Origin of the sequence: Nocardioides panacis (assembly GCF_019039255.1) — a bacterium.
Classification (GTDB): Bacteria; Actinomycetota; Actinomycetes; order Propionibacteriales; family Nocardioidaceae; genus Nocardioides_B; species Nocardioides_B panacis.
In genome coordinates this window covers 648,916-670,747 of record NZ_CP077062.1, presented here as the reverse complement: position 1 = coordinate 670,747, position 21,832 = coordinate 648,916, and the positions used below count along the sequence as shown (strand labels likewise).

The window sequence follows — 21,832 nt, the reverse complement described above, 5'->3', positions numbered from 1 at the left end:
AGGCTAGCGGGCCAGGTCGTCCACGAGGAGCGTGGCGGAGGCCGCCGACCGGGGCAGGCCCTCGATCCAGACGCGTACGTCGGCCTCGCCGAGGTCGAGGTCGTCGAGGAACTCCCGCAGCAGCGCCACCGACGTGCCGAGGTCGACGGTCCGCGGCACCAGGGCCACCGCCCGGTCCAGGCCGAGCCGGCCGATCGTCTGCCCGCCGGAGTAGACGGCGCGGATCGCCTCGGTCACCTGGACCAGGCGCAGCGCCCGGGTGAAGGGGCGGCCCGGGCCGGCGGCGGGCTCCCGGAAGCACAGCTCGACGATGACCAGGGCGTGGCTGCCGGCGACCCCGACGTCGGTGAGCTCGGCCTCGCGGTAGATCTCGTCCAGGCGGGTGCGCACGTGGGCCAGGCTGGCCAGCCCGGTGAGCGGGTCCTCGCACGACAGGTCGTGCAGGTACTCCAGCGTGGCGTCGCTCCAGGCCACCGACAGCGCCTCGGTCGCGTCGAAGGCCGGGGGCTCGCCGAGCACCAGCTCGTAGGTCGTGCGCAGCCCGGACAGTGCCTCTCCCAGGGCGGCACCGTCGCGGGCCACGTCACGTCCCACCACGCTGCACGCCGCGGTGACGTCCGCGCCCGACACCAGGGACTCCCCCACCGCCTCGAAACGCATCGGCAGCGCGTGCCGGACGTCGTCGGGCAGGTCCGGCCCCACCGGGGCCGGGTCGACGGGACTGCGGCGGAACACCGACGTCGGGAAGATCGGCATGCGACCGCCTCCTTCACGTCGTCCGTCCTGCTGCCCCCACGGCAGCGCCACCACGGTCGTGCAGGAAGGAGACGGCCACCCGGCGGGTGCATGACGCGGGTTCGGCGGTTTTTCCGGCCACCCGGGTCGTGGACGCCGCCCGAATTGGCAAGTTCCGGCGTTGCATCCCGGAATCGGTGCCTGGCGACTACCGTGTCGTGTGGAGTGACCTGCCCGTTCCGCGTCATGACGGCGTGCCGGGCCCGTCCCTCCACCGAGTGGCCATGACCGATCTCCTGAGCGACGTAGACACGCCCAGCGACGCCGAGCTGATCTCGCGCGTGCGCGGGGGGACGTCGCTGCCTACGGCGACCTGTTCAGCCGGCACCAGGCCGCCGCGAACCGGCTGGCCCGCCAGCTGGTCCGCGGCCCCGACTCCGACGACCTGGTCTCCGAGGCGTTCGCCAAGGTGCTCGTGGTGCTGCAGGGCGGTGGCGGCCCGGACGTCGCCTTCCGCGCCTACCTGCTGACCGCCGTCCGCCGGCTGCACGTCGACCGGCTGCGCGCCGGGCAGCGGCTGCACACCACCGACGACCTGACGCCGTTCGACCCGGGCGTGCCGTTCCAGGACACCGCCGTCGCCGGCTTCGAGAGCGGCGCGGCCGCGAAGGCGTTCGCCTCGCTGCCCGAGCGGTGGCAGCTCGTGCTCTGGCACCTCGAGGTCGAGGACCAGAAGCCCGCCGACATCGCCCCGCTGCTCGGGATGAGCGCGAACTCGGTGTCCGCGCTCGCCTACCGGGCCCGGGAGGGGCTCCGCCAGGCCTTCTTGACCATGCACATCTCGGACCTGACCGAGACCGACTGCCGGTGGGTCAACGAGCACCTCGGCGCGTTCATCCGGTCGGGGCTGTCCAAGCGGGACACCGGCAAGGTGCAGCAGCACCTCGACGGCTGCCGCCGGTGCACGGCGATGTACCTCGAGCTCAACGAGGTCAACTCGAACCTGGCCGGCATCATCGGCCCGCTGCTGCTCGGCGCCGCCGCGACCGGCTACCTCGCCAGCGGCGGGGCCGGCGCGGCCGGGCTCGTCGGGCTGCTGTCCCGGGCCAAGGACCTCGTGCTCGCCCACACCGGGGTGGCCACCGCCGCCGGGGTCGCCGCCGGCGTGAGCGCCGCGGCCGCCGTCGCCGCGGTCGTGATCACCACGGGCGGCCCGTCCCCGGACAAGGTCGTCGCCGACCCGTCGCGCGGCACCGTGACCACCGCGCCGGCGTCCCCCGGCGCCTCGCCCGGCGCCTCGCCCGGCGCCTCGCCCGGCGACCGGCCGAGCAGGAGCCCGGGCGCCCCGGCCACCACCACCCCCGGGGCACCGCCGACCGCGGTCGCCCCCAGCACGACCGTGTCCGCGCTCCCGGTGCTGCCGACCGACGCGCCGACCGGGGCCCCGGGCGCCCTGTCCACGGAGGCCCCGGGCGAGCCGGCCGTGTCGGACACCGTCGAGCCCGCCGCCCTGCCCGACCGGTTCATCGGGGACCCGGTCGTCGACCCGGCCGGGTTCGTCACCGTGGAGACCCGGAACCTCCGCGCGGACGACGTCGTGGACGTCAGCCTCGTCTCCGACGAGACCACGCTGACCGACCCGGCCACCGACGCCTCCTGCCGCGTGGTGAGCGGCCGGCACGCGGTGTGCACGCCGGGGGCCGCCGACCTGCAGGGTGGCGGCCAGGCGGTCCCCACCGTGGTGATCGGCGACTACACGATCAGGCTGGCGCTGGACTTCCCCGGCTACATGGTCTCCGACGACGTCTCGGTCCAGGTGTCGGTCGACGGGCAGGCGGGCTCCAGCGGCGCGGTCCGGAGCTTCCGGCCGGCCCGCCCGGCGGCGTACGACTTCGCGGCGCTGCGGGTCACCGGCCCGGACGCGCACACCGTCACCGGGGACGTCGACCACTTCCGCTTCGGGACCACCGCGTCGCTGCCGCCGCGGGTCACCGGCCTGCGCTACGAGCTCACCGGCCCGGGCCGGTTCCGTCCCGCCGACGCTGAGGGCTGCACCGCCTCCGACGACCGCTCGGTGCTGCGCTGTCCCGCCGTACGGCGCGGGGACACCGTGTCCCTCCCGGTCGACGCCGGAGGGCTGACCGGCGCCACCGCCACCACCGTCGCGGTCTCCTCGCTCGACGACGTCGTGGACACCACGCCGGACGACCGGACCGACACCCTCACGCTGGCCCCGGGCGCCGACCTCGGGCTCGACCTGTCGGTGCTGTCGGCGAACCCCGGCCGGGACGGGCTGGTCGAGCTCGACGGCCGGCTCACCGGGACGCGGGCCGGCCTGGGCTCGGTGACCTACGCGGTGACGTCGGGGGCGACCTTCGCCGGCGCCGGCAACGACGGCTGCAGCGTCGCGGGCGCCACGATGGCCTGCCCGCCGTCCGACGGCCCGCTCACGGTGAGCCTGCTGGCCGCCGACGCCACCCGTCCGACCCCGGTCACCGTCTCGGTGGTCCCGGCGGCGCCGTTCGAGGCGGTCGGTGACGGCCCGCACGCGGTCGGCGTCACGCTGCCCGGGCGCCCTACCCAGGACTACGCCTTCGGCGACCCGACCGTCACCGCGCACACCGTGTCCGGCGACACCGACCGCTACACGCTCACCGGGGTCGTCGGCCCGCTCCCGTCCAGCGGCAGCTCGGCCGACTTCGCGGTCACCGACGGCGGCAGCTTCGCCGCCTCGCAGCCCGACGGCCGCTGCCGCACGACCGGCGGCACGGTGCACTGCACCTCGCTGGTGGAGGGCGAGCGCCTCGCCCTGCTGGTCGAGTCGACCGCCCCCTCGGCGCACCCGCTGTCGGTGACGCTGCTGCCGGGCGACCCGTTCGACGACCCGGACACCTCTAACAACACCACCAGGCCGGTCACGGTGCGCCCGGGCAGCGCGCTGGCGCTGACCCCGTCCGACCTGGGCGCGCTGCACGCCGCGCAGGGCGACTACCCGGTGACGCTGCACCTCTCGGACGTCCGCTCCGGGGTGCCGGGCGTGACCTACACCGTCGGGGACGGCACCACGGTCACCGGCTCGTCCACGCCGGGCTGCACCAGCACCCCCGGCGGCCTCACCTGCCCGGCGCCGGTGCCTGCCGACGTGAGGTTCACCGTCCGCTCCGCGACCCCGGCACGGACCACACCGCTCACCGTCTCGGTCGCCCCCGGCGGCGACTTCGAGCAGCTCGGCACGTCCGGCACCGCGACCGGCTCCCTGGCGGCGGCCCACGACTTCTCGATGGGCGCCCTCACCCAGGTCGGACACACCGTCACCGGCGGCACCGACCACTACACGCTGCGCAGCCGGGTCGCGGCGGTCCCGGCGGCGGTGGACCGGCTGACCTTCCGGCTCACCGGCGGCTCCTTCGTGACCGCCGGCCAGGACCCCGGCTGCACCGTCCAGGACGCACGGACCGTCTCGTGCGGCGACCTGGGGAGCGCCCGGGCCGTCGACTTCGCGGTCGACGCCGACGGCACCACCCGGCCCGACGTGACGATCGCGCTCGACGTGCCCGCGGGCTACGACGACACCAGCCCGGGCAACGAGTCCGGCAGCATCGCGGGCCTCACCCCCGGCGTCGACCTGGCCACCTCCCCGCCGACGCCCGCCGACCCGGCCCCGCAGGCCGACCGCACGACCTACCGGGTGGCCACCACGATGAGCGGCGTCCGTCCCGGGCTCGGCTCGGTGCGCTACACGGTGACCGGCGCGGCGCCGACCGCCGTGACCGGCACCGGGTGCAGCCTGTCGGGCACGACGGTCACCTGCACCGGACCCGCCGACGGGCACGTGGTCACGTTCACGCTCACGCCGGCGAACCCCCGGGCCGCGACCCCGGTGACCGTCGACCTCGCACCGGTCGCGCCGTACGTCGAGCTGGCACCGGCCGACAACAGCGTCACCGCCACGCTGGCCCCCGACGTCGTGCTGGGCGCCGTCACCCAGACCGCCGACAGCACGCAGTACGCCTCGGTCCGGGTCTCCGTCAGCGGCGTGCCGCCGGGCGCCACCACGGTCCGACTGCGGCTGGGCGGTGCCGACGCCGGGCTCGGGACCGGTCAGACCCACTTCGCCCAAGGCGCCAGCGGCGCCGACGGCGAGGGGAACGTGGACTGCTACACCAGCGACGCGTCCGGGAACGCCGCCACCAACGGGCTCTACGCCACCTGCACGGGGGTCGGGACCGCGACCGCGGGCGCGTTCTACGTCGACACCCGGCTCGCCCACCGGCACCCGGGCGTCAGCCAGGTCGACCTCACCGTCATTCCCGTCGGCGTCGACGAGGGCACCCACGGCGGCAACAACTCGCGTGCCCTCACCGTCCACTGAGGCTAGGCTCCGGGCAATGCGTGGACGGAGACGAGTAGTCGCCGACCGACGGAGCACAGAGAACCGCCCGGCCTGAGAAGGCACTGCTGAGAGGGCGGGGTCCGTCGCGGCGACGAAGACACTCCCGAGCAGAGCACGAGCAACGAGGTCGCGGCCGGTCCGGTCACGACGAAGGTGTGGTGGCACAGCGAGCTCCCCCGTCGCCCACACCTCCTGGGGTTCCTTCAGGAGGTGAAGCGATGCAACGCACACTCGCACGCGGGCTGACCGGCCACGAGCCGGGCTCGACCGTCACGATCCAGGGCTGGGTGCACCGCCGCAGGGCGCTGTCCGGCGTCACGTTCGTGGTGCTGCGGGACCGGTCCGGGCTGGCCCAGGTGGTGGTCAAGGACCCGACCACGCTGGCCGCGGTCGCGGGGTACGGCGAGGAGACCGTCGTCTCGGTCACCGGCACCGTCGCGGCGAACGCGTCCGCGCCGGGCGGCGTGGAGGTGGTCCACCCGGTGTTCGAGGCGCTGACCGACCCCGCCCAGACGCCGCCGGTCGAGCTCTGGCGGCCGACCCTGACCGCGGGGCTGCCGTCCCAGCTCGACCACGCCGGGGTGAGCCTGCGGCACCCGGTGCGCCAGGCCCGCTGGAAGCTCGCCGCGGCCAGCCTCCGGGGCTTCCGGGACACGCTCGACGCCCGGGACTTCACCGAGGTGCACACCCCCAAGCTGGTCGGCTCGGCCACCGAGAGCGGCGCGAACGTGTTCGAGGTCGACTACTTCGGGCGGCCGGCCTACCTCGCCCAGTCGCCGCAGCTCTACAAGCAGGTGCTGGTCGGGGTGTTCGAGCGGGTCTACGAGGTGGGGCCGGTGTTCCGCGCCGAGCCGCACGACACCGTGCGGCACCTCGCGGAGTACGTCTCGCTCGACGTCGAGCTCGGGTTCGTCCGCGACCACCGCGACGTCGTGGCGGTGCTGCGCGACGTGGTCGCGGGGATGGTGGCCGCGGTGCACGAGCACGCGTCCGAGGCGGTGCGCCTGCTCGGGATCGACGTACCCGTGGTGCCCGCGGAGCTGCCGGTGCTGCACTTCCGCGAGGCCCTGGAGGTCGCCGGTGCCCCGGCCGACGAGCCCGACCTGTCCCCCGCCCACGAGCGGGCCGTCGGGGCCTGGGGGCTGCGCGAGCACGGCAGCGACCTGGTCGTCGTGGAGGGCTACCCGACCGCGAGCCGGGCGTTCTACAGCCATCCCGACCCCGAGGACCCGCACTGGTCGCGCTCGTTCGACCTGATCTTCCGGGGGGTCGAGCTGGTCAGCGGCGCGCAGCGGCTGCACCGGCACGCCGACTACGTCGAGACGCTGGCCGCGCGCGGCCACGACCCGGCGGCGTACACCTCCTACACCGACGCCTTCCGGTACGGCGTCCCGCCGCACGGAGGTTTCGCCATCGGGCTCGAGCGGTGGGTGTCCCGGCTGGCCGGGGCCGCCAACGTCCGGGAGGTCACGCTGTTCCCGCGCGACCTGCACCGGCTGGCGCCCTAGCCGGGCCAGGCCGTCGGCGCCCGGACGCGTGACGGGGCCGGATTGGGGTATGAAGGCACCATGACTCTGATCCGACTCGTCGCGCGTCCGATGCTCGCCTCCACGTTCATCTACGGCGGCATCAACGCCCTGCAGAACACCGCCGCGCTCGCGGAGGCCTCCAAGCCGGTCAACGACGAGATCCGCGGCCTCGCGGGCAAGGTCGCCCCGCAGCTGCCGGTCCCCCAGGACGACAAGACCATGGTCCGGCTGAACGCCGGCGTGCACATCGTCGCGGGCTTCGCGCTCGCCACCGGTCGCGCGCCCCGGCTGTCGGCCCTGGCGCTGGCCGCCACCGTGGTCCCCACGACGCTGGCCGGGCACCGCTTCTGGGAGCATAAGGACAAGGCCGCCCGGGCCCAGCAGATGACGCACTTCTTCAAGAACGTCTCGATGCTCGGCGGCCTCGTGCTGGCCGGCGTCGACACCGAGGGCCGTCCGGGCGTCGCCTGGCGCGCCCAGCACGCCGTGGGCTCCGCGAAGCGGGAGGCCAAGCACCTGCGGCGCGAGGCGAAGGCGCAGGCGAAGCTGGCCCGCAAGAGCGTGACCTCCTGAGCCGACCCCGGGGCCGCTACGCTCAGTCGCGATGAACGAGCACCGCACACTCTGGCCTGCCCCGCACCCCACCGGACCGGTGCGTGCCACCGTCCGGCTGCCCGGCTCGAAGTCGATCACCAACCGGGCCCTCGTGCTCGCCGCGCTGTCCGACGGCCCCAGCGTCGTCCGCCAGGCGCTGCGCTCGCGCGACACCCGGCTGATGGCCGACGCGCTCACCGAGCTGGGCATCGGTGTCGACACCACCGGCGTGGACTGGAAGGTCACCCCCGGGCGGCTGCGCGGCCGCGAGACGATCGACTGCGGACTGGCCGGCACCGTGATGCGGTTCGTGCCGCCGGTCGCCGCGCTGGCCGACGGGCCGGTCGTCTTCGACGGTGACCCGCACGCCCGGCTCCGGCCGATGCACGAGATCCTGCAGGGCCTGCGCGGGCTCGGCGTCGTGGTCGAGGACGAGGACCGCGGGTCGCTGCCGTTCACGGTGGTCGGCACCGGCCGCGTGCGGGGCGGCCAGGTCACCATCGACGCGTCCGCCTCGAGCCAGTTCATCTCCGCCCTGCTGCTCGCCGGCGCCCGGTACGACGAGGGCGTCGACGTCCGTCACGAGGGCAAGCCGGTCCCCTCGCTGCCGCACATCGACATGACCGTCGAGCAGCTGCGGATGCGCGGCGTCGAGGTCGACGACTCCGACGTCAACCGCTGGCGGGTGCTGCCGTCGGCGATCCGGGCGGTCGACGTACAGGTGGAGCCGGACCTGTCGAACGCCGCCCCCTTCCTGGCCGCCGGCCTGGTGACCGGCGGCAGCGTGACCGTCCTGGACTGGCCGCGGGCCACCACGCAGGCCGGGGACGCGCTGCGCGAGATCGTCACGCTGATGGGCGGCAGCACCGAGCTCACCGACGAGGGCCTGACGGTCACCGGCTCGGGCACGCTGCACGGGCTGGACTACGACCTGCACGACGTCGGGGAGCTGACCCCCGCGGTGGCCGCGCTGTGCCTGATGGCCGACTCCCCCTCGCACCTGCGCGGGATCGCGCACATCCGCGGGCACGAGACCGACCGGCTCGCCGCGCTGGCCACCGAGTTCAACTCGATGGGCGGGCACGTGACCGAGACCGAGGACGGCCTGACGATCCGGCCCACCGCGCTCAACGGCGGCGCCTTCCGCACCTACGCCGACCACCGGATGGCACATGCCGGGGTCATCCTGGGGCTCGCGGTGGACGGCGTGGAGGTCGAGAACATCGCGACCACCTCCAAGACGTTCCCCGACTTCGCCGGGGTCTGGTCGACGTTCCTCGGCTCGAGCCGCTGACGATGCCGCGGTACGACGAGAACGACATCGAGTCCTACGACCGTCCCCGTCGCCGCACGCGTCCGCGCACCAAGGACCGCCCCGCCTACGACGACGCCGTCGCCGGCCGGGTGGTCACCGTGGACCGGGGCCGCTACACGACGTTGGTCGACGGCCACCTGGTCACCGCGATGAAGTCCCGTCCGCTCGGCCGCAAGGGCGTGGTCGTCGGGGACGAGGTCCGGCTGGTCGGCGACGTCACGGGCGACGACGGCTCGCTGGCCCGGATCGTGTCGGTCGACGAGCGCCGTACCGTGCTCCGGCGCACCGCGGACGACGACGACCCGGTCGAGCGGGTGATCGTGGCGAACGCCGAGCAGCTGGTGATCGTGGCCGCCCTGGCCGACCCGGAGCCCCGCCCGCGGCTGATCGACCGGGCCCTGGTCGCGGCGTACGACGCGGGCCTCACCCCCCTGCTCTGCGTGACCAAGGCCGACCTGGCCGACCCGGAGACGCTGCTCTCGGTCTACCGCCCGCTCGGCGTGCCCTACGTCGTCACCCAGCGCGGCGACGACCTAACCGAGGTGCGTGAGCGGCTGCACGACCGGGTCAGCGTGCTGGTCGGTCACAGCGGCGTCGGCAAGTCCACGCTGGTCAACGCGCTGGTGCCCGGCAGCGACCGGGCGATCGGGCACGTCAACGCGGTCACCGGGCGGGGCCGGCAGACCTCCACGTCGGTGCTGATGCTGGCGCTGCCGGACGGCGGCTGGATCGTGGACACCCCCGGCATCCGGTCCTTCGGGCTCGCACACGTCGAGCCGGCCACCCTGATCCACGCGTTCCCCGACCTGGCCGAGCTCACCGGCCCGTGCCCGCGCGGCTGCACGCACGGCGAGGGTGCCCCGGAGTGCGGGCTGGACGAGGCGGTCGCCGAGGGCCGCACGGAGGCCGCCCGGGTGGACTCCTTCCGGCGGCTGCTGGCGAGCCGGGAGAGCTCGGACTACTAGCCCCAGACGGCGCGGGCCCCGGAGTCCCCGGTCAGCACCACCTGCACCAGCACCACCACCGCGGCCAGCACCAGCAGGACCGGCAGCACCTTGTCGGCGTAGACCACCCGGCGGGACACCTCGCCGCGGCCGCTGGCCAGGGCGGACGGCCCCGGCAGCATGAACGCCGCGGCGACCACGACGACCGCGAGCACGACGGTGAGGTTCGCGAGCAGCTCCCCGCGCTCGGCGTGCTCGTGCACCAGGGCCTCCAGCTCGGGCCGGGCCTCCTCGAGGGCGTCGCCGGTGGTGGTCGCCAGGAAGCCCAGCGCGATGCCCAGCACCGACGCGACGGCGGTCGGCCAGCGCAGCAGCCACCGCCACCGGGGCAGCACGGCGAACCCGATCGCGAGCAGCGCGGTGAGCGGGATCAGCACCACCGCCCCGTGGACGACGAGCGGGTGCAGGGGCAGTCCGGCGATCTCCATGCCCCCGACGCTAGGCGGTCCACCGGCGGGTCGTCAGTGTCCGTCGGGTGGCCGATGGTGCTAGTACCCCCGGCACGCCTGGCCGCGACCGGCCCCGCGGGGCATAGCCTGTGGCCCATGCCCACCTCCTTCACCGACGACCTGCGCCTCGCCCACGTCCTCGCGGACGACGCCGACTCGCTGTCCACGAACCGGTACAAGGCGCTGGACCTGCACGTGGTGAACAAGCCCGACCTCACCCCGGTCACCGACGCCGACAAGTCCGTCGAGGAGGGCATCCGGCGGACCCTGTCCCGCGCCCGGCCGCGGGACGCCGTCCTGGGCGAGGAGACCGGCTCGACCGGGCACAGCCAGCGCCGCTGGGTCGTCGACCCGATCGACGGCACCAAGAACTACGTCCGCGGCGTGCCGGTGTGGGCGACCCTGATCGCGCTGATGGTCGACGACGAGGTGGTCGTGGGCTGCGTCTCCGCGCCGATGCTGCAGCGCCGCTGGTGGGCGTCCAAGGACGGCGGCGCCTGGACCGGCCGCTCGCTGCTGAAGGCCTCCGAGTGCCACGTCTCGGACGTGTCCCGCCTCGACGACGCGTCGCTGTCCTACTCGTCGTTCTCCGGCTGGGACGAGCGGGACCGGCTCGACGCCTTCCTCGCCCTGTCGCGGCGGTGCTGGCGGACCCGGGCGTACGGCGACTTCTGGTCCTACATGCTGCTCGCGGAGGGCGCGGTGGACCTGGCCGCCGAGCCGGAGCTGGAGCTCTACGACATGGCCGCGCTCGACGTGATCGTCCGGGAGGCCGGCGGCACGTTCACCTCCCTGGACGGCACCCCCGGCCCCCACGGCGGCAACGCGCTGGCCAGCAACGGCCGGCTGCACGACCAGGCCCTGGCGTTCTTGGGCTCGCTGCCCGACGACGAGCACGACCCGGACGTGGCCCCGCGCCGGCACGGGTCGCTGCACGACCTCAGCGCACGTCGGCGGCCGCCGGCCGAGCCTGCGGGTCCCGCGGACCCCGACGGTCGCGGGTGACCCGGGCCCAGAGCCGGAGCACGAGCGGCGCGGCGAGCAGCCCGGCGAGGTCGAACCAGCCGTAGCCGCCCGCGGCTCCCGACGGCGGGTTGCCGATCGACACCGCGCCGGTCGGGTCGTGGGTCCCCCACGCCCAGGTGCCCAGATGCGTGCCGGCGATCTCCAGCCAGCTGACCGCCACGAACGCCCCGACGTAGACCGGCTGCGACGGCCCGAAGAGCAGGAACAGCGCCAGGCAGGCGTACCAGAACGCGCCGAGCACGTCGGTCCGCTCGGCCACCAGGACGCCGTACGCCGCCCAGGCGCCGCCGAGCACCAGGACGGCCCCGACCGCCGTGCGCCGGTGCCGCTCGACGAACGCGGCGTGGCCCAGGGCGTAGGCCGAGAGGTAGACCAGGCCGTGGCCCGGGGGCACGAACGCCGGCACGTTGTGGAAGCGGTAGGTGTACACCTCGAGCGTGGGGCTGAAGACGTACTCCACCACGGTCGCGAACACCACGACGACCGCCGTCTGGGCCCGCACGGTGGGGCTGACCCGGGTCAGCGCCAGCGCCAGCACCCCCCAGGTGAGCACCCCGAGGCCGCGCTGCTGCCACAACCCGCCGCCCCCGCCCGAGCGGTCCAGCCAGAGCACGACGGTCAGCCAGCCCATCAGGGCGGGGCACACCCAGGGGCCCACCCCGACCGGCAGCTCGCGTCGCACCCGGACATCCTCGCAGCCGGGACCTGAGCCCCTAGCCGACCGGGTCCGATGTGACTACCCTGAGCCACCTGCTCCGACCGCGAGCTCGTGTCAGCAACGCCGGGAGGTCGACCCATGCGCATCAAAGAGGTCCTCGCAAGCAAACCCACCCACGACGTCGTGACGGTCAGGCCGGACGCGACCGTCCGCGACCTGCTCGGCCTGCTGGCCCAGCACAACATCGGCGCCCTCGTGGTGAGCGAGGACGGCGCGAGCGTCGACGGCATCGTCTCCGAGCGGGACGTGGTGCGCCGGCTGCACGCGGACGAGTCGCTGCTGGAGTCCCCGGTCTCCTCGATCATGTCCTCCCCGGTGCACACCTGCGGCACCGACGCCACCGTCAACGAGCTGATGGAGGTGATGACCGAGCGGCGCTTCCGGCACGTCCCGGTGGTCGTCGACGGCCGGCTGCTCGGGATCATGAGCATCGGCGACGTGGTGAAGAGCCGGATGAGCGAGCTGCAGTTCGAGCGTGACCAGCTCGACTCCTACGTGCACAGCAGCCAGACCTGAGCCTCCCGTAATGTGGGGCCGCACATCCGCCCCCGTCCGAGAGGAACCCCCGTGACGCACGAGAAGCCCGAGATCGACTTCCCCGACGGCCCCCCGCCGACCGACCTGGAGGTCACCGAGCTGGCCCCGGGCGACGGCGCCGAGGCGGTCGCCGGCAAGACCGTGCACGTGCACTACGTCGGGGTCGCGCACTCCACCGGCGAGGAGTTCGACGCGTCGTACAACCGGGGCGAGCCGCTGGCCTTCCGCCTCGGCGTCGGCCAGGTCATCGCCGGCTGGGACCAGGGCGTCACGGGCATGAAGGTCGGCGGCCGCCGCCGGCTCGTCATCCCGCCGCACCTGGGCTACGGCGACCGGGGCGCCGGTGGTGTGATCAAGCCGGGCGAGACGCTGATCTTCGTGGTCGACCTCGTCGACGTGCGCTGACCTGAGCCTCAGGAGACCCGGACGGCCTCGCCGCCGAGGGTGACCACGTCGCCCTTCGCGAGCTGGCGGCCGCGCCGGGTCTCCACCTCGCCGTTCACGGCGACCTCGCCCTGGATCATCAGGGGCTTGACCTCGGCGCCGTTGTCGATGAGGTCGGCCAGCTTGAGGAACTGGCCCAGGCGGATCGAGTCCTCGCGGATCGGGACGTCTCGGGGTGCACTCACGAGTCCATCCTCCCACCGGTCAGAGCAGCACGCTGACGGTGTGGATCAGCACGCCGACCAGGCCGCCGACGATGGTGCCGTTGATCCGGATGAACTGCAGGTCCCGTCCGACGTGCAGCTCGATCTTGCGGGCCGCCTCCTTGCCGTCCCAGCGGTTCACCGTGTGGGTGATCACGGCGGTCAGCTCGTCGCCGTACCTCCCGACGGCGAAGACCACCAGGTCGGCGGCGTAGCGGTCGGCCCGGGCCCGCAGCGCGTCGTCGTGGGTGAGCCGGTCGCCGAAGCTGCGCAGCTCGTCGACCGCGCGGCTGCGCAGCGGCCCGTCGGCGTCGTCCAGGGACTCCATCAGGGCCCGGCGGAAGGCGTTCCACAGCGAGGTCGCGGTGACCAGCAGCTGGGGGTGGCTGAGCACCCGGTTCTTCAGGCGCTCCATGCGCTCCTGGGTGGCCGGGTCGTGCAGCAGGTCCTGGGCGAGCTGCTCGAGCGCCCCGTCGAGGGCACCCCGGGCGTGGTGGTACGGGTCGCGGCGGATGTCGTCGACCCAGGAGACCACCTCGAGGTGCAGCCGGTGGGTGACCCGGTCGTTGACCGCCGACGGGGACCACCAGGGCGCCCGCTCCAGCACGATCTCGACGAACACCTGCTCGTTCTGGGTCAGCCAGCGGTGCGCCTCCTCCAGGGCCAGGTCGACCAGCCCGTGGTGCGCACCGTCCCGGACGATCTCCTCCAGCAGGCTGCCGGCCACCGGGCTGACCGGCTCGGCCAGGAACCGCGGCAGCAGCGCCTCCTGGACCAGGGAGACCATGTCCTCGTCGCGGATCCGGGACAGCCCGATGAGCAGCACGGCGGCCGCCTCGTCGACGACCCGCCGGGCGTTGGTCTCCTCGGCCAGCCAGGCGCCGGCCCGGCTGCTCAGCCGCGCGGCGTCCAGGCGCTCGCGGATGATCGTCTCCTGCAGGAAGTTCTCACCGACGAACTCCTCGAGGCTGCGGCCGAGCTCCTCCTTGCGGCGCGGGATCAGCGCGGTGTGCGGGATCGGGAGGCCCAGCGGGTGCTTGAACAGTGCCGTCACCGCGAACCAGTCGGCGATCGCGCCCACCATCGACGCCTCGGCGCCGGCGTTCACGAACCCCCAGAAGCCCCCGAGGCGCAGGGTCGCGAGGTAGACCACGGCCGCGAGCAGCAGCAGCGAGACGGCGAGCGTCCGCATCCGGCGCAGGGCACGGCGGCGCTGCTCGTCGAGCTCGGGGTTGGCGGTGACGATGTCGGCGCTCATCGGGGCCGAACCTACAGGGCGGGACCGGCGGCTTCCTGCTTGCGCGCGGCGGGTACGGCGAACGCCGAGGGCACCAGGATCAGCGACACCACGAGAAGGGCCTCGAGCACCCCGAAGTGGCTGCCCAGGAAGCCGAGCAGCGGCGGGCCGCCGAGGAACGCGGTGTAGCCGATCGTGGAGACCACGCTGACCCGGGCGGCGGCCTTGGCCGGGTCGTCGGCCGCGGCGCTCATGCCCACCGGGAAGCCGAGCGAGGCACCGATGCCCCACAGCACGATCCCCAGCACGACGAGCACCGTCACCTGGCCGAGCACCACGAGCAGCACCCCGACGCCGGCCACCGCCATGCTCCCCCACAGCACCGGCAGCCGCCCGAAGGTGTCGAGCAGGTTCGTGCCGAACACCCGCCCGGTGGTCATCGCCGCGACGAACAGGGCGAACGCGGCGGCGCCCAGCCAGGCGGGTGCGCCGTACCCGTCCACCATCGCGACGCCCAGCCAGTCGTTGGCGACGCCCTCGGTGAGGGCCATCGCGAGCACCATCACGCCGATCAGCAGGGTGCGCGGCTCGGTCCAGGCCTTGAGCGCGTGGCTCGGCGGCGCGTCGTCGGCGTGCGGCTCGACGGCGAGGAAGCCGCGCACGGAGGCGCCGCCGAGGGCGAGCACCAGCAGGGCGACCGCGCCGACGTGCCAGGAGATGCCCAGCCCGGCGAAGGTGACCAGGGCGCCGACACCGGCGCCGGCCACCGTGCCGAGGCTGAACGACGCGTGGAAGCGCGGCATGATCGAGCGCCCCAGGAGCCGCTCGACCTCGGCGCCCTCCACGTTCATCGCCACGTCCCAGGTGCCGGTGCCGAACCCGACGAGGAACAGGCCGACTGCGGTCAGCGGCACCGTCTCGAGCACCCCGGCGCCGACGGCGACGAGCATCAGGCCGAGGGCCTCCACCCCGGCGGCCACCATCACCACCCGGCGGGCACCGAAGCGCTGGACGGACCCACCGGAGGACGGCAGCGCCAGGACGGCGCCGATGGAGGCGGCGAGCAGCAGCAGCCCGAGCTGCGCCGGGCCGAGGCCCAGGGCGTGCCGGACCGACGGGATCCGCGAGGCCCAGGTGGCGAAGGCGAACCCGTTGAGGAAGAAGGTGGCCAGCACCGCGTTGCGCGCGGTGAGCACCGCCGGGTTGACTGTACCGGTAGAGAACGTCACCCGGGACACTCTATCCGAGGCCGCCGTCCACCTGGGCACGCCCGATCGGCGGGGACATGACAGGATTCGGCCATGAGCAAGACCGTCATCACCTTCGGCACCTTCGACGTCTTCCACGTGGGCCACCTCCGCGTCATCGAGCGCGCCGCCGCCCTCGGCGACCGGCTCGTCGTCGGCGTCTCCGCGGACGCCCTCAACGAGCGCAAGAAGGGCCGCTCGCCGGTCTTCTCCCAGGCGGAGCGCCTCGAGATCGTCGCCGCCCTGAAGCCCGTCGACGCGGTGTTCGTGGAGGAGAGCCTCGAGCTCAAGCGCGAGTACATCCTCGAGCACCGGGCCGACATCCTCGTGATGGGCGACGACTGGGCCGGGAAGTTCGACGAGTTCGAGGACATCTGCGAGGTGCACTACCTCACCCGCACGCCGGCGATCTCCACCACGGCGCTGATCGAGAAGATCTCCGCCGGCTCCTAGACTCAACCGCCGCGGCCCCAGTTGGCGATGATCACCGCGACCGGCGGGATCACCGCGGCCACCACGCTCATCGCGACCGCCGCCGGCATGGACCAGAAGCGCACCACGTTCCAGGCCAGCACGATCAGCGCCACGCAGGTGCCCATCAGCCAGAAGTAGGCCCTCTTGCGGCCCGGCGGCGGCTCCCCCAAGGGCTCGCTCCGCGGGTCGCTGTCCGGCATGTGTCTCACGCTACGTCCGCCCGGCCACGGTACGGCGGTCGCGGGCCCGGGGAGCGCCTACCCTGAGGACATGTCCACTGGCCAGTCCGGCCCGCCCACGGTCCGCAAGCACCTGATGACCCCGGGGCAGCCGCGGCCCCCCGCGGCGCGAGTCGATGAGCATCGGCTCGGTCCAGAAGTGGGTCATGTCGGTGCTGGTCACCACGACGATCCTGCACCTGTCAGCCGGCGTCGTGGTCGCGGCGTACTTCTCGGACAAGGTCGTCTCGCAGGTCGGCCTGCTGGTGATCTCCGCGCTGTTCGGGCTGATCGCGTTCGAGGCGGCGCTGCTGATCCACCGGCACCGCCCGGTGTCGCTGTGGCTGCTGCCCGGGCTGCTGCCGGCCCTGGTCGGCGCCTACTTGATCTTCGGCTGACCCGCCCGCTCGCGCAGCGTCGCGAGCTCCTGGCGGGAGACGCCCTTGCCGGAGAGCGTGCCCGGGGCGGCCCGCAGGCCGGCCAGCACGAGGTCGAGGTGCCGGTGGGCCAGCTCGACGTCGAGGTCGGTCGGGATCGGGCCGGGCAGCGGCCGGGAGAGCCGCACCAGCAGGGTGCCGACATCCCCGAACGTCATCTCCCGCGGCAGCGTGCCGTCCTCGTGGGCCGCGTCGACGAGTCGTTCGACCGCCGCGGCGGACGCCTCCCGCGCCGGCCCCATCGGGGGATCGTCGAGGTCGAGACGGTCCAGCACCAGCGGCATGACCGCCGACACCCGGAGGTCCAGCACGGCGTGCATGTAGCGGGCCAGCCCGGCGAGCCCGTCCTCGGCACCCCTCGCGGCCTCCTCGGCGCACGCCCGGGACTGCTCCAGGGCGTCGAGCACGACGGCCCGGAGCAACGCCTGCCGGTCCGGGAACCGCCGGTAGAGCGTGCCGATGCCCACGCCGGCGCGGCGTGCCACCTCCTCGAGCGGGGCTCCGGCCCCGCGCTCGACGAAGACCTCGCGGGCTGCGGCGAGCAGCTGCTCGAGGTTGCGGCGGGCGTCGGCGCGGCGGGGCACGTCCATGCGGGCAGCCTAGCGAAACCGGAGGGAGATCCTCCACTTCCTCTTGCATCGGTCCGAGGAGATGTGCCAGGTTGAAGCGGAGAGATTTCCTCCGCTCATCGGGAGACAGCATCACCGTGAACCGGGCACTGTGGTGGGCGGGCTGGGTGCTGCTCGCGGCGATTGTCGTGCACGTGGTCGCGCTGGTCGCCACCGGCGGCGCGGTGACCGGGCCGGTCTCGCTGCGCAAGCCGGCGACGTTCGCCGAGACCAGCTGGCTGCTGTGCTGGTCGGTCGGGCTGGCCCTCCCCTGGCTCCGCCTCGGCCGGGTCCGCCGACGCCTCGTGGTCGCCTCCGTCCTCGCGTTCGGGATCGGGGAGACCACGATCATGGCGGTGCAGGCCTGGCGCGGGGTGCCGAGCCACTACAACTTCACGACCCCGTTCGACGCGGTGCTGATGCGGGCCGGCGCCGGGGGGCTGGCCTTCGTGCTGCTGGCCGGGCTCGTCGTCCTGCTCACCGGGACCCGCGGCAGCACCGCACCACCGAGCGTGCTGCTGGGCGTCCGCGCCGGGGTGGGCGTGCTGCTCGTGGGCTGCCTGGTCGGGTTCGTGATGATCTCCAACATGAGCGGGGTGTTCCAGGGCGCCTTCGCGTCCGGGTTCGCCGAGCCGCAGGTCGGCTACCTGGGGCCGGCCGCGGCCACCGTGGGCCGGGAGTACCTCCTGCTGCGGCCGCACACCCACGGCGGCGACCTGGTGCTGCTGCACGCGGTCGGCGTGCACGGCATGGTGCTGCTGACCCTGCCCGCGCTGGGGCTGGCGCGGGCCGGCGTGCCGGAGCGGACCCGGCTCCGGCTCGTGGCGACGATGACCGTCCTGGTCGTCGCCGGGTTGGCCGGGCTCGCGGTGGCCGCCTTCGGGCAGCGGCCCTGGGACAGCCTGCCGGCCGTCGCGGTGGCCGGACTGGCCGTCCTGGCCCTCGGGTACGTCGCGACGCTCGCGCGCAGCGTCGTCCGCGTCCGTCAGACCGGGTGAAGGGTGCCGTCGCCCGCGCGGGAGACCAGCCCGTCGGTGACCGCCAGGTCGAGCGCCCGCTGGAAGCGGTGCTCCTCCCAGTAGGTGGCCCCGACGTGCGCCGCCAGCTCCTCCGGGCTGCTGGGCCCGTTGGCCTCGAGGGCCCGCACGACCTGGCCCATCTCGTGGAAGGTCTGACGGTCGCGGCGGCCCTCGGTGGTGGGCTTCGGTGGGGGCATCGGCATGGCGCGGTCCTCTCTGGCGTGCAGCGGGTGGGTGCCGGCGGGGTCAGGCGGGCTGGTGGCTGGGCTCCTCGTGCCCGGACCCGCCGGCCCCGTCGTCGTCCTCCGCGGTGAGCGGCTTGGCGATGTTCTCCAGGGTCTCGCCCTCGGCGTGCACCCCGAGGAAGATCGCGATGATGCCGCCGGCCACCATCAGCGCGGCGCCGATGAAGTAGCCCGGCGCGATGCCGGTGATGTCCTTGGCGGCCGAGGCGTCCTCGATCAGCTTGCCGAAGTACAGCGGGCCGGAGATGCCGCCGACCGCCGTGCCGACGGCGTAGAAGAACGCGATGCACAGGGCGCGGGTCTCCATCGGGAACACCTCGCTGGCGGTGAGGTACGCCGCGCTGGCACCCGCGGAGGCGAAGAAGAAGATCACCATGCCGAAGATGGTCAGCGTCAGCGCGGTGAGGTCGCCGAGCATGAACCCGGCGACCGCGAGCAGCACCCCGGACAGGATGTAGGTGCCGGCGATCATCTTGACCCGGCCGACGGTGTCGAACAGCGAGCCGAGCAGCAGGGCACCGACGAAGTTGCTGGCCGCGAACGCCGCGATGTAGTAGCCGGTCTGCTTCACGTCGAGGAACGTGGACAGGCTGTCGCCGTAGGTGAAGAAGAAGGCGTTGTAGAGGAACGCCTGGCCGATGAACAGCGCCAGGCAGAGCACCGTGCGCTTCGGGTAGAGCGTGAAGACGGTCTTGGCGATCGTGGTCAGCGGGATCGTCTTGCGCTGCCGGATGGTCAGCGTGTCCGAGACCGTCGACAGCTTCTTGCCCGACTCGGACTCGACGGTGTGCTCGATCTCGGAGACGATCCGCTCGGCCTCCTCCTCCCGGCCGTGGATGAACAGCCAGCGGGGGCTCTCCGGCACGTTGCGGCGCACCAGCAGCACCCCGAGCGCCAGCACCGCGCCGAGCGCGAACGCCGCGCGCCAGCCGATCTCCGGGTCGATCACGGTCTTGTCGGTCAGCGGGATGGTGAGCAGGGCGCCGACGCCTGCGCCGACCCAGAACGAGCCGTTGATCGCGATGTCGATGCGGCCGCGGTACTTCGCGGGGATCAGCTCGTCGATGGCGGAGTTGATCGCGGCGTACTCGCCGCCGATGCCGGCCCCGGTGATCGCGCGGCAGACGAAGTACCACAGCGGGTTCATCGAGAAGGCGGTCAGCACGGTGCCGACCAGGTAGACGCCGAGGGTCAGCATGAACAGCTTCTTGCGGCCGAACCGGTCGGTGAGCTGTCCGAAGAACAGCGCGCCGAGGCAGGCGCCGGCGACGTACACCGCGCCGGCCAGCCCGATGTCGGAGCTGCTCAGCCCGAGGCCGGTGCCCTCCGGCTTGAGGGCGTCGGACAGCGACCCGACGATCGTCACCTCGATGCCGTCGAGGATCCACACGGTGCCCAGCCCGAGCACGATGATCCAGTGCCACTTGGCCCAGGGAAGCCGGTCCATCCGGGCGGGGATGCTCGTGGTGATCCGCCCTGTCTCCACTCCGCTGGCCATGCGATCCTCCTCCGTGGCGTCACGCTGACGTCCTGCGGAGGCGGATACCCATCCCGAGGTGGGATCATGCACCTTTCCGGACACCGCCGTCCGGGGACCGGTCAGGCGCTGGGGGCGTGGGTGCCGTCCCTCGTCGCGGCGGTGGGGTCGAGGAAGACGTGCCGGACCTCCGGGTAGGCCTCCCGGATCCGCCGCTCGACGTCGTCGGCGACCTGCTCGACGTCTCCCCCCGACGCGGAGTCGTCGACGTCGACCCGGGCCGCGACCAGCACGTCCTCCGGGCCCAGGCGCATGGTCAGCAGCTCCACGACCACGTCGACGCCGAGCGAGTCGTTGATGACCTTGGTCAGGCCCTGCCGCTTGGCCTCCGGGAGCGCCTCGCCGATCAGGTTGCGCTTGCTCGCCGACCCCAGGGAGACCGCGACCCCGACGAGCAGCACGCCGATCGCGATCGAGGCGATGCCGTCCCAGATGCCCGATCCGGTCAGCTCGTGGGCGGTGATGCCCCCGGCGGCCAGCAGGAGCCCGATCAGCGCGGCGGTGTCCTCGAACGCCACCGTCTTGGCGGTGGGGTCCGGGGTGGTGAACACGTGCCGGAACAGCCCGATCTGCCGCTCCCCCGCCTCCCTGCGCAGCTGCATCAGCGCCTTGAGCCAGGACGCGCCCTCGAAGAGGAACGAGACGCCCAGCACGACGTAGGCGACCATCAGCGACTCGACCGGCGCCGGGTGGACCAGGGAGTGGATGCCCTCGTAGATCGAGAACCCGGCGCCGAGCACGAAGATCCCGACGGCGGCGAGCAGCGACCAGAAGTACCGCTCCATGCCGTAGCCGAACGGGTGACGGCTGTCGGCCGGCTTCTTGCTGCGCGAGAGCGCGGTCAGCAGGAACAGCTGGTTCACGGTGTCCGCCACCGAGTGCGCGCCCTCCGCCAGCATCGCCGACGAGCCGGTCAGGGCGCCTGCCACGAGCTTCGCGACCGCGATCGCGAGGTTCGCCCCGCCCGCCAGGAGCACGGTCGCGAACGACCCGTCCTTCTTCTCCGCCTGCTCAGCCATGAGGAGGCTGTGCCCGCGGCGTCGCGGACGGAAACCCAGTGTCCAGACTCCGGAGACGGCTAGGGTCGGGGGTGTGAAGCCCTTCCTGCTGCTGGGCACGCGTGACGAGGACGCAGCGGCCGACAACGAGTACGACGCCTTCCTCGGCTTCACGGGACTGGACGAGTCGTCTCTGCACCGGGTGCGGCTGGAGCGCCGGCCGCTCGGGCCGGTCGACCTCGACGCCTGGTCGGGGATCTTCCTCGGCGGCGGGCCGTTCAACGCCAGCGACCCGCCCGCCGCCAAGTCGCCGGTGCAGCAGCGGGTCGAGGGTGAGCTCGCCGCGCTCCTCGACGCCGTCGTCGCCCGCGACTTCCCGTTCCTCGGCGCCTGCTACGGCATCGGCGTCATCGGCAGCCACCAGGGCGGGTCGGTCGACGCGACGTACAGCGAGCCGATCGGTCGGGTGCCGGTCACCCTCACCGGCGCGGGACGCGCCGACGGACTGCTCGCGGACCTCTCCGACACGTTCGAGGCGTTCGTCGGGCACAAGGAGGCGATCCGCGACCTGCCGCCGGGCGCGGTGCACCTCGCCTCCTCGCCGGGCTGCCCGGTGCAGGCCTTCCGGGTCGGGCGCAACGTCTACGCCACCCAGTTCCACCCCGAGCTCGACATCCACGGGCTCTGCACCCGCATCGACGTCTACAAGCACGCCGGCTACTTCGAGCCCGACCAGGCCGAGTCGGTCAAGGAGATGGCCCGGGCCGGCCGGGTCTTCGAGCCTCCCCGGATGCTGCGGACGTTCGTGCAGCGCTATGCCGTCGCGACCTCGCCGTACGGTGGTGGCGTCCGCGCGTGACCGGTG

Annotated in this window: 23 protein-coding genes; 12 read left to right on the top strand and 11 right to left on the bottom strand. The window is 73.5% G+C overall.

The genetic code is table 11. From position 1 onward, the window contains the following. Positions 1 to 3: 3 nt before the first annotated feature. A complete protein-coding gene (locus KRR39_RS03365) occupies positions 4 to 756 on the bottom strand; it encodes a hypothetical protein (RefSeq protein ID WP_216940748.1) in 753 nt (250 codons plus the stop codon). A 352-nt stretch (positions 757 to 1,108) separates the two neighbouring features. On the opposite strand from KRR39_RS03365, the gene KRR39_RS03360 reads away from it, so the two are divergent. The 5 genes from KRR39_RS03360 (at position 1,109) to rsgA (ending at position 9,531) form a co-directional block, all read left to right on the top strand. Continuing rightward, positions 1,109 to 5,107, top strand: coding sequence for a sigma-70 family RNA polymerase sigma factor (locus KRR39_RS03360; protein WP_367303778.1), 3,999 nt, complete (start codon positions 1,109 to 1,111; stop codon positions 5,105 to 5,107). Between the two features lie 239 nt (positions 5,108 to 5,346). Further along, a complete protein-coding gene (gene aspS / locus KRR39_RS03355; RefSeq protein ID WP_216940746.1) occupies positions 5,347 to 6,636 on the top strand; it encodes an aspartate--tRNA(Asn) ligase in 1,290 nt (429 codons plus the stop codon). Between the two features lie 60 nt (positions 6,637 to 6,696). Continuing rightward, the gene (locus KRR39_RS03350; protein ID WP_216940745.1) at positions 6,697 to 7,230 is read left to right on the top strand and encodes a DoxX family protein; all 534 of its coding nucleotides are present in this window, start codon (positions 6,697 to 6,699) and stop codon (positions 7,228 to 7,230) included. Positions 7,231 to 7,261: 31 nt separating this feature from the next. After that, positions 7,262 to 8,545, top strand: a complete 1,284-nt coding sequence (gene aroA / locus KRR39_RS03345) for a 3-phosphoshikimate 1-carboxyvinyltransferase (protein ID WP_216940744.1) — start codon at positions 7,262 to 7,264, stop codon at positions 8,543 to 8,545. A 2-nt stretch (positions 8,546 to 8,547) separates the two neighbouring features. Then, complete coding sequence (gene rsgA / locus KRR39_RS03340; protein WP_216940743.1) at positions 8,548 to 9,531, top strand: ribosome small subunit-dependent GTPase A; 984 nt, start codon at positions 8,548 to 8,550, stop codon at positions 9,529 to 9,531. Here rsgA and KRR39_RS03335 read toward each other — a convergent pair. Next, positions 9,528 to 9,998 (bottom strand): DUF2231 domain-containing protein, encoded by a 471-nt coding sequence (locus KRR39_RS03335; RefSeq protein ID WP_216940742.1) that lies wholly within the window; start codon positions 9,996 to 9,998, stop codon positions 9,528 to 9,530. The two genes, rsgA and KRR39_RS03335, sit on opposite strands and share 4 nt — an antisense overlap. 117 nt (positions 9,999 to 10,115) lie before the next feature. Here KRR39_RS03335 and hisN point away from each other — a divergent pair, with 117 nt between their 5' ends. Continuing rightward, the gene (hisN, locus tag KRR39_RS03330; RefSeq protein ID WP_216940741.1) at positions 10,116 to 11,024 is read left to right on the top strand and encodes a histidinol-phosphatase; all 909 of its coding nucleotides are present in this window, start codon (positions 10,116 to 10,118) and stop codon (positions 11,022 to 11,024) included. Here the strand turns inward: hisN and KRR39_RS03325 are convergent. Beyond that, positions 10,960 to 11,727 (bottom strand): hypothetical protein, encoded by a 768-nt coding sequence (locus tag KRR39_RS03325; RefSeq protein ID WP_216940740.1) that lies wholly within the window; start codon positions 11,725 to 11,727, stop codon positions 10,960 to 10,962. The genes hisN and KRR39_RS03325 overlap by 65 nt on opposite strands. 114 nt (positions 11,728 to 11,841) lie before the next feature. On the opposite strand from KRR39_RS03325, the gene KRR39_RS03320 reads away from it, so the two are divergent. Beyond that, positions 11,842 to 12,279, top strand: a complete 438-nt coding sequence (locus KRR39_RS03320; protein WP_216940739.1) for a CBS domain-containing protein — start codon at positions 11,842 to 11,844, stop codon at positions 12,277 to 12,279. A gap of 51 nt (positions 12,280 to 12,330) precedes the next feature. Further along, positions 12,331 to 12,705 carry an FKBP-type peptidyl-prolyl cis-trans isomerase gene (locus KRR39_RS03315; protein WP_216940738.1) on the top strand — a complete coding sequence of 125 codons (375 nt, stop codon included), beginning with the start codon at positions 12,331 to 12,333 and terminating at the stop codon, positions 12,703 to 12,705. An 8-nt stretch (positions 12,706 to 12,713) separates the two neighbouring features. On the opposite strand, the gene KRR39_RS03310 is transcribed toward KRR39_RS03315, so the two are convergent. From KRR39_RS03310 to KRR39_RS03300, 3 genes are read right to left on the bottom strand one after another with little or no spacing between them, the layout of a single operon-like run. Further along, on the bottom strand, positions 12,714 to 12,929 hold the full coding sequence (locus tag KRR39_RS03310) for an RNA-binding S4 domain-containing protein (protein ID WP_436972025.1): 216 nt from the start codon (positions 12,927 to 12,929) through the stop codon (positions 12,714 to 12,716). A gap of 19 nt (positions 12,930 to 12,948) precedes the next feature. Continuing rightward, positions 12,949 to 14,205: a DUF445 domain-containing protein gene (locus tag KRR39_RS03305; RefSeq protein WP_216940737.1), complete on the bottom strand. Its 1,257-nt coding sequence runs from the start codon at positions 14,203 to 14,205 to the stop codon at positions 12,949 to 12,951. 11 nt (positions 14,206 to 14,216) lie between these two features. Beyond that, the gene (locus KRR39_RS03300; RefSeq protein ID WP_254185481.1) at positions 14,217 to 15,413 is read right to left on the bottom strand and encodes an MFS transporter; all 1,197 of its coding nucleotides are present in this window, start codon (positions 15,411 to 15,413) and stop codon (positions 14,217 to 14,219) included. A gap of 72 nt (positions 15,414 to 15,485) precedes the next feature. On the opposite strand from KRR39_RS03300, the gene KRR39_RS03295 reads away from it, so the two are divergent. Next, on the top strand, positions 15,486 to 15,884 hold the full coding sequence (locus KRR39_RS03295) for an FAD synthase family protein (protein WP_216940736.1): 399 nt from the start codon (positions 15,486 to 15,488) through the stop codon (positions 15,882 to 15,884). 2 nt (positions 15,885 to 15,886) lie between these two features. Here KRR39_RS03295 and KRR39_RS03290 read toward each other — a convergent pair whose 3' ends face one another. After that, a complete protein-coding gene (locus KRR39_RS03290; RefSeq protein ID WP_216940735.1) occupies positions 15,887 to 16,105 on the bottom strand; it encodes a DUF3099 domain-containing protein in 219 nt (72 codons plus the stop codon). A gap of 155 nt (positions 16,106 to 16,260) precedes the next feature. Here KRR39_RS03290 and KRR39_RS03285 point away from each other — a divergent pair, with 155 nt between their 5' ends. Further along, complete coding sequence (locus KRR39_RS03285) at positions 16,261 to 16,521, top strand: hypothetical protein (protein WP_216940734.1); 261 nt, start codon at positions 16,261 to 16,263, stop codon at positions 16,519 to 16,521. Here KRR39_RS03285 and KRR39_RS03280 read toward each other — a convergent pair. Then, a complete protein-coding gene (locus KRR39_RS03280) occupies positions 16,503 to 17,150 on the bottom strand; it encodes a TetR/AcrR family transcriptional regulator (RefSeq protein WP_216940733.1) in 648 nt (215 codons plus the stop codon). The genes KRR39_RS03285 and KRR39_RS03280 overlap by 19 nt on opposite strands. A 116-nt stretch (positions 17,151 to 17,266) precedes the next feature. Between KRR39_RS03280 and KRR39_RS03275 the strand changes: the two genes are divergently transcribed. Further along, entirely contained in the window at positions 17,267 to 18,166 is a 900-nt protein-coding gene (locus KRR39_RS03275; RefSeq protein ID WP_216940732.1) for a hypothetical protein, read from the top strand. On the opposite strand, the gene KRR39_RS03270 is transcribed toward KRR39_RS03275, so the two are convergent. The 3 genes from KRR39_RS03270 to KRR39_RS03260 form a co-directional block, all read right to left on the bottom strand. Continuing rightward, a complete protein-coding gene (locus tag KRR39_RS03270) occupies positions 18,154 to 18,390 on the bottom strand; it encodes a hypothetical protein (RefSeq protein ID WP_216940731.1) in 237 nt (78 codons plus the stop codon). The genes KRR39_RS03275 and KRR39_RS03270 overlap by 13 nt on opposite strands. 43 nt (positions 18,391 to 18,433) lie before the next feature. Beyond that, positions 18,434 to 19,930, bottom strand: coding sequence for an MFS transporter (locus KRR39_RS03265; protein ID WP_216940730.1), 1,497 nt, complete (start codon positions 19,928 to 19,930; stop codon positions 18,434 to 18,436). 101 nt (positions 19,931 to 20,031) lie between these two features. Beyond that, a complete protein-coding gene (locus tag KRR39_RS03260) occupies positions 20,032 to 20,988 on the bottom strand; it encodes a cation diffusion facilitator family transporter (protein ID WP_216940729.1) in 957 nt (318 codons plus the stop codon). A 73-nt stretch (positions 20,989 to 21,061) separates the two neighbouring features. Between KRR39_RS03260 and KRR39_RS03255 the strand changes: the two genes are divergently transcribed. Then, positions 21,062 to 21,826, top strand: a complete 765-nt coding sequence (locus KRR39_RS03255; RefSeq protein WP_216940728.1) for a glutamine amidotransferase — start codon at positions 21,062 to 21,064, stop codon at positions 21,824 to 21,826. Positions 21,827 to 21,832 lie beyond the last annotated feature (6 nt).